We start from the raw sequence: 6,635 nt of genomic DNA on the forward strand, positions 1-6,635 counted from the left end.
GCACCGGCCGCCGCCGCCTCGTTCGCCGCGGGCCCGGCCGTCGCGGAGCCGGTCGCCTCGGCCGGCCCGGCGTCGGCTGTCTCCACCGTGTCCGTTTCCACCGCGTCCGGCTGGCCGGCCCCGCCGTGCTGGCCGGTGAGCTGGCGGGCCCGCTCCCGCGCGCTGAGGACGCCGAGCTCCGCGCGGGTCTGCTCGGGGAGGTAGTCCAGGGCCAGGCGACGGAAGAGGTAGTCCATCACCGACTGGGCGATCCGCACGTCCGGGTCGTCGGTCATGCCGGCCGGCTCGAAGCGCATGTTGATGAACTTGCGGACGTAGGTCTCCAACGGGACGCCGTGCTGGAGCGCGATCGAGACCGCGATGGCGAACGCGTCCATCACGCCGGAGAGGGTCGAGCCCTGCTTCGACATCTTGATGAAGACCTCGCCGAGCCCGTCGTCGGGATACGACCCGGCGGTCAGATACCCCTCGGCACCGCCCACGGTGAAGGAGACGGTCTGCGACTGGCGGATCTTCGGCAGCCGGCGCCGGACCGGACGGTGCTCCCCGGGCTGTGCGGCGGCGGGCTGTGCGGCCGGCTGCTCGCCCGCGCCCCCGGTCACGGACCGCTTCGCGCCGCGCAGGTCCGACAGCGGCTGGCCGACCTTGCAGTTGTCCCGGTAGATCGCCAGCGCCTTCAGACCGAGCCGCCACCCCTCCAGGTAGATCTGCTCGACGTCCTCGACCGTGGCCGACGTGGGCATGTTGACGGTCTTGGAGATGGCGCCGGACAGGAACGGCTGGACCGCCGCCATCATCCGGATGTGGCCCATCGGGCTGATGGCCCGCTCCCCGATCGCGCAGTCGAAGACCTCGTAGTGCTCGCGGCGCAGGCCGGGGGCGTCGATGACGTGACCGTGCTCGGCGATGTACTCGACGATCGCCTCGACGGTCTCCTCGGCGTAGCCGAGAGCGCGCAGCGCGGCGGGAACCGTCTGGTTGACGATCCGCATGCTGGAGCCGCCGACCATCTTCTTCATCTTCACCAGCGCGAGGTCGGGCTCGATGCCGGTGGTGTCGCAGTCCATCGCCAAGCCGATCGTGCCGGTCGGGGCGAGCAGGCTGACCTGCGCGTTGCGCCAGCCGTGCTTCTCCCCGACGCCCTGGGCGCGCTCCCACTCGCGGGCGGCGACGGCGAGCACCCGGGCGTCGTCGACCCCGACCGTGCGGACGGCGTCCGTGGCGGCGGCGTGCTTGCGGATCACCCGGCGGTGGGCGTCGGTGTTGCGGGCGAAGCCGTCGTAGGCCCCGAGCGCCGCCGCGAGCTCCGCCGAGCGGCGGTAGGCCGTCGCGGTCATCAGCGACGTGACGGCCGCGCCCATGGCCCGGCCGCCCTCGGAGTCGTACGCGCGGCCGGTGGCCATCAGCAGCGCGCCGAGGTTGGCGTAGCCGATGCCGAGCTGGCGGAACATCCGGGTCACCCGCGTGATCTCCGGAGTCGGGAAGTCCGCGAAGCAGATCGAGATGTCCATCGCCGTGATGATCAGCTCGACGGCCGCCACGAACGCGTCGGCGTCGAAGCTGAGGTCCTTGCGCAGGAACTTCATCAGGTTCAGCGACGCCAGGTTGCAGCTGGAGTTGTCCAGGTGCACGTATTCGCTGCACGGGTTGCTGGCGCTGATCCGGCCGGACTCCGGGCAGGTGTGCCAGTCGTTGATCGTGTCGTCGTACTGGATCCCGGGATCCGCGCAGTCCCAGGCCGCCTGGGCGATGGAGCGGAACAGCGACCGGGCCCGGAGGGTCTCGATCGTGCGCCCGTCGAGCCTGGCCCGCAGGTCGAAGCCGGCGTCGTCGACGACGGCCCGCATGAACTCGTCCGTCACCCGCACGGAGTTGTTGGCGTTCTGGTACTGCACCGAGACGATGTCACGGCCGCCGAGATCCATGTCGAAGCCGGCGTCCCGCAACGCACGGATCTTGCTCTCCTCGCGGGACTTGGTCTCGACGAAGTCGACGATGTCCGGATGGTCGACGTCGAGCACGACCATCTTCGCGGCCCGCCTGGTCGCGCCGCCCGACTTGATCGTGCCGGCCGAGGCGTCGGCCCCGCGCATGAAGCTCACCGGGCCCGAAGCGGTGCCGCCGGAGGACAGCAGCTCCTTCGACGATCGGATACGCGACAGGTTCAGCCCGGCGCCCGACCCGCCCTTGAAGATCAGCCCCTCCTCCCGGTACCAGTTGAGGATCGACTCCATCGTGTCGTCGACCGAGAGGATGAAGCAGGCCGAGACCTGCTGCGGCGCGGGGGTGCCGACGTTGAACCACACCGGGCTGTTGAAGCTGAACACCTGGTGCAGCAGCATCCAGGTCAGTTCGTGCTCGAAGATCTCGGCGTCCGCCGGCGAGGCGAAGTACCCGTGCTCGGTGCCGGCCGCGCCGTAGGCGCGCACGACCCGGTCGATGAGCTGGCGCAGGGACCACTCGCGGGCGGAGCTGCCGAGCGCGCCGCGGAAGTACTTGCTCGTGACGATGTTCGTGGCGTTCACCGACCAGAAGTCGGGGAACTCCACCCCGCGCTGCTCGAAGTTGACCGAGCCGTCGCGCCAGTTGGTCATGACGACGTCCCGCAGCTCCCAGGTGACCTCGTCATAGGGGTGGACGCCCGGCGAGGTGTTGACGCGTCGCACCTGCAGGCCAGCGGCCCTGGGGGCGGCCTTGGTGCCGGCCCTGGGGGCGGCCTTGGTCGCTTTCGTGCCACGGTTGTCGGTCATGGCGCTCCTCGTCTGGCGTCGGTCGGATGGTGTTTCTCACCAGCTGTCTGTCGCGTCGGGGTGCGTGGCTACGACGGCGCCCGGTCGGCCCGCCCGCGCAGGTCGGTGATCGCCGTCTCGAAGTCCGCCAGCGAGTCGAAGGAGAGGTACACCGAGGCGAACCGCAGGTAGGCGACCTCGTCGAGCTCCCGCAGCGGCCCGAGGATCGCCCGGCCGATCTCGTCCGAGGCGACCTCGGCGGCCCCCGAGGCACGCAGCGTGTCCTCGACCAGCTGGGCGAGCCGGGCCAGCGCGTCCGCCTGGACCGGCCGCCCCTGGCATGCCCGCCGCACGCCGGCGATCACCTTCCCGCGGCTGAACGGCTCGGTGACACCGCTGCGCTTGATGACTCGCAGTGACGCCTCTTCGATCGTCGTGAAACGACGGCCGCAGGACGGGCACGACCGACGGCGACGGATCGCGGCGCCCTCCTCGGCCTCCCGGCTGTCGACAACCTTGCTGTCAGGGTGCCGACAGAACGGACACCGCACGCACAACCTCCAAGATCTTGTCGACTTACAGCCACGTAACTACAAGATGTTGTGGTCAACACTAGGACCGGACACCACGAGCTGGCAAGCTGGCCCACCCGCGGAACCTCATGACACATGCATCACAGAAGACCCTTCATGCGGACCTGTCATGACAGGCCCGTCATGGCAGGCCCGTCACGGCAGACGGAGCATCTGACCGGGGACGAGATCGGTCGTCTCCAGCCGGTTGAGGCCGGCCAGCCGGGCCACGACCACCCGGGTGTCACCGTCGGGAGCCAGCGCGCGCGCGATGCCCCACAGCGTCTCCCCGGAACGCACCACGTGGACGCGCACCGGCCGGTCGTCCCCGGTCGGCGCGGCCGACGACGTCACCCGGGCCACGGACAGCACCAGGCAGGACACCAGCATGACCAGGACAATCAGGACAACCCGGCCCCGCCCGGTCAGCCGCAGCGGAGGCTCAGCCGACGCCCGCATCGTCCACCTCCCCAACTTCCACCAGCACATACCACTTCCAACAACATGATCAAAGAACATCCGTTCGATCGAACGTCTGATCGAGTTTGTACCGCACGGTCCCGACGGAATCGTCGTGACACGCTCGAACAGACGTTTGAGATATCCGGCCGCGGCGGTTACGGTCGTAGCGATCAGATTCAGGTCAGATCCAGGTCGTGGCCGCCAGCTCCGGTTCACGGCAGAACGTCGGATATGCCGGGAGCGCAAGTCTGCCATGACCGACAACGAAGGAGTACGGCAGGGATGACCACCGACGACAACCGCACCCGCCGCGGCCGGCCACCCCGCGGCTCCGTGCGCGACCTGCCGGACGGGCCGGCGGACGCCACGGGCCTGACCCCCCGCCAGCGCAGGGTGCTTGAGGTGATCCGCGACGCCGTCGAGCGCCGAGGCTACCCGCCGAGCGTGCGGGAAATCGGCGATGCGGTGGGGCTCACGAGCACGTCCAGCGTCGCGCACCAGCTCAAGACGCTGGAGGAGAAGGGCTTCCTGCGCCGCGACCCGCACCGCCCGCGGGCCATGGAGGTCCTCTCCGCGCAGGCACCGGTACGCCCCGTGCCACGCCAGGCGCCCGCCGTTGGTACGCTCGCGGCAGGCTCGTCGGCGGCTGGCCCCGCACAGGCGGCCTATGTGCCGGTCCTCGGCCGCATCGCCGCGGGTGGGCCGATCCTCGCCGAGCAGGCGGTCGAGGAGGTCTTCCCGCTCCCCCGCGAGATCGTGGGGGAGGGCACCCTGTTCACCCTGCGGGTCGTCGGGGACTCCATGGTCAACGCCGCGATCTGCGACGGCGACTGGGTGGTCGTCCGCCAGCAGCCGGTCGCGGACAGCGGCGAGATCGTCGCCGCGATGATCGACGGCGAGGCGACGGTCAAGACGCTGCGCCGTCGTGACGGCCACGTCTGGCTCGAGCCGCAGAATCCGGCCTATGCTGACATTCCGGGTGACAGTGCGACGATCCTCGGCCGGATCGTCGCGGTTCTTCGCCGGGTCTGATCCTCCCGGGAGTGAGCATGGGCACAGGTGTCGACCGGCACCGCGCCGGCCGGGTCGTGGCTGTCGTCGGGCCGACAGCGGCCGGCAAGAGCGACCTGGCGATCGCGCTGGCCACCGAGCTGGGCGGTGAGATCGTCAACGCCGACTCCATGCAGCTCTACTGCGGGATGGACATCGGCACCGCCAAGGTGCCGCCGGCGGAACGCGGTGGTGTCCCCCATCACCTGCTCGATGTCTGGGAGGTCACCCGCGCCGCCGACGTAGCGTCCTACCAGGCGCTGGCCCGGCAGGCCGTCGACGGCCTGCTGGCCGCCGGCCGCACGCCGGTGCTCGTGGGCGGCTCCGGGCTCTACGTCCGGGCCGTCCTCGACGACCTCGCCTTCCCCGGCACCGACCCGGCCGTACGGGGACGGCTGGAGCGGGAGCTGTCCGAGCGGGGCCCGGCCGCGCTGCACGCCGATCTCGCCGCGCGGGCGCCGGCGGCGGCGGCGGCCATCCTGCCTGGCAACGGCCGGCGTATCGTGCGCGCGCTGGAGGTGGTGGAGCTCACCGGCGGCTTCACCGCCTCCCTGCCGGAGCACCGCTCGGTCTACGACGTGGTCCAGTTCGGCATCGACCACCCGCAGCTCGACGAGAGGATCGCCGGCCGGGTGGCCGGTATGTGGGCCGCCGGCATGATCGAGGAGGTCCGCGCCCTCGTCGACATGGGCCTGCGGGACGGCCCCACCGCGTCCCGGGCGCTGGGCTACGCCCAGGTTCTCGCCTGGCTCGACGGCGCGCTCGATTCGGCCGAGTCGGCCCGGCTCGCGACAATCGCCGCGACGCGCCGACTTGCACGCAGACAAAGGTCGTGGTTTCGGCGCGATCCTCGCATAATTTGGCTGGACCGTCCCGACGTCGAACAGGTGGCGGGCATGGTCGACTCGGCCTGAACGTGCGACGACTCCGTGGCTCGTTCTTCCCGCCGGCTGGAGACACCCGTCGTCTGGAGACATGTGTGACCGCGATCGAGTTGAACCTCGTCCCGGCCCTGTGTGCCGCGTTCGACGACGGGTCGTTACAACTGCACTACCAGCCCGAGGTCGACCTGCGCACCGGGTCGGTCCCCGGGATGGAGGCGTTCCTGCGCTGGCACCATCCCGACCGGGGGCTGATGAACCCGTCGCAGTTCATGCCGGCCGCCGCGGCCGCGGGCCTGTCCGACCAGGTCGGCCGCTGGGTGTTACGCACCGCCGTGGCCGAGGCCCGGACATGGCACGAAATGGCCGCGGGAACCGCGATCCGCCCGCCCCGGCTGTGGGTCAACGTGACCGCCGACCAGCTGACCCGGCCCGGTTTCGCGATCGAGGTGGAACAGCTCCTGCACGGCCGTGCGCTGCCGCCGGGAGCGCTCGGGCTGGAGTTCACCGAACAGACCCTCGGCCTCGCGCGCGTCGGGGTGCCCCGGCTGCTGGCCCGGCTGCGCTCGTTCGGGCCGGCCATCGGCGTCGACGGCTTCGGCACCTGGTACGCGTCGCTGTCCACCCTCGACGTCCTGCCGCTGGACATGGTGAAGATCGATGGCCGCTTCCTGCACGCGATGCAGCGGGACCTGGAGGGCGAGGCTGTCCTGGCCTCGATCATCACACTGGCCCACCGGCGGCGGCTGGTCGTGACCGCCGAGGGCGTCGACAGCGCGGTCACGGCGTCCCGGCTGGCGGCGATGCACTGTGACCGGGGAGCCGGCCGCCTGTTCTGCCCGCCCGTCCCCACCGACGACGCCCGGATGATCGCCCTGGGCCGCGGCCGGCCGAACCGGCGCCACGGGCGCTCCCGGCCGGCCAGCGGCACGGGACGCGCC

The 6,635-nt window shown here is 71.0% G+C and carries 6 protein-coding genes; 3 read left to right on the forward strand and 3 right to left on the reverse strand.

Features of this window, described 5'->3' with window-relative positions; all coding sequences use genetic code 11:
• The 3 genes from NBX02_RS18170 to NBX02_RS18180 all read right to left on the reverse strand — a co-directional run.
• The coding region (locus NBX02_RS18170; RefSeq protein ID WP_250292366.1) for a vitamin B12-dependent ribonucleotide reductase at positions 1-2,750 on the reverse strand (2,750 nt) is incomplete at its 3' end.
• Between the two features lie 68 nt (positions 2,751-2,818).
• Entirely contained in the window at positions 2,819-3,280 is a 462-nt protein-coding gene (nrdR, locus tag NBX02_RS18175; RefSeq protein ID WP_250284683.1) for a transcriptional regulator NrdR, read from the reverse strand.
• A gap of 177 nt (positions 3,281-3,457) precedes the next feature.
• Positions 3,458-3,760 (reverse strand): LysM peptidoglycan-binding domain-containing protein, encoded by a 303-nt coding sequence (locus NBX02_RS18180; protein WP_250284681.1) that lies wholly within the window; start codon positions 3,758-3,760, stop codon positions 3,458-3,460.
• Positions 3,761-4,045: 285 nt separating this feature from the next.
• Here NBX02_RS18180 and lexA point away from each other — a divergent pair, with 285 nt between their 5' ends.
• The 3 genes from lexA to NBX02_RS18195 form a co-directional block, all read left to right on the forward strand.
• Positions 4,046-4,795 carry a transcriptional repressor LexA gene (gene lexA, locus NBX02_RS18185; RefSeq protein ID WP_250284680.1) on the forward strand — a complete coding sequence of 250 codons (750 nt, stop codon included), beginning with the start codon at positions 4,046-4,048 and terminating at the stop codon, positions 4,793-4,795.
• A gap of 17 nt (positions 4,796-4,812) precedes the next feature.
• A complete protein-coding gene (gene miaA / locus NBX02_RS18190) occupies positions 4,813-5,727 on the forward strand; it encodes a tRNA (adenosine(37)-N6)-dimethylallyltransferase MiaA (RefSeq protein ID WP_250284678.1) in 915 nt (304 codons plus the stop codon).
• Positions 5,728-5,792: 65 nt separating this feature from the next.
• The coding region (locus NBX02_RS18195; RefSeq protein ID WP_250292367.1) for an EAL domain-containing protein at positions 5,793-6,635 on the forward strand (843 nt) is incomplete at its 3' end.

Source organism: Protofrankia sp. CiP1_Cm_nod1 (assembly GCF_920888515.1).
Taxonomy (GTDB): Bacteria; Actinomycetota; Actinomycetes; order Frankiales; family Frankiaceae; genus Protofrankia.

Excerpts from the sequence above, each read along its gene's own strand:
- miaA (WP_250284678.1), top strand. The coding sequence starts at position 4,813 with ATGGGCACAGGTGTCGACCGGCACCGCGCCGGCCGGGTCGTGGCTGTC.
- NBX02_RS18180 (WP_250284681.1), bottom strand. The coding sequence starts at position 3,760 with ATGCGGGCGTCGGCTGAGCCTCCGCTGCGGCTGACCGGGCGGGGCCGG.
- lexA (WP_250284680.1), top strand. The coding sequence starts at position 4,046 with ATGACCACCGACGACAACCGCACCCGCCGCGGCCGGCCACCCCGCGGC.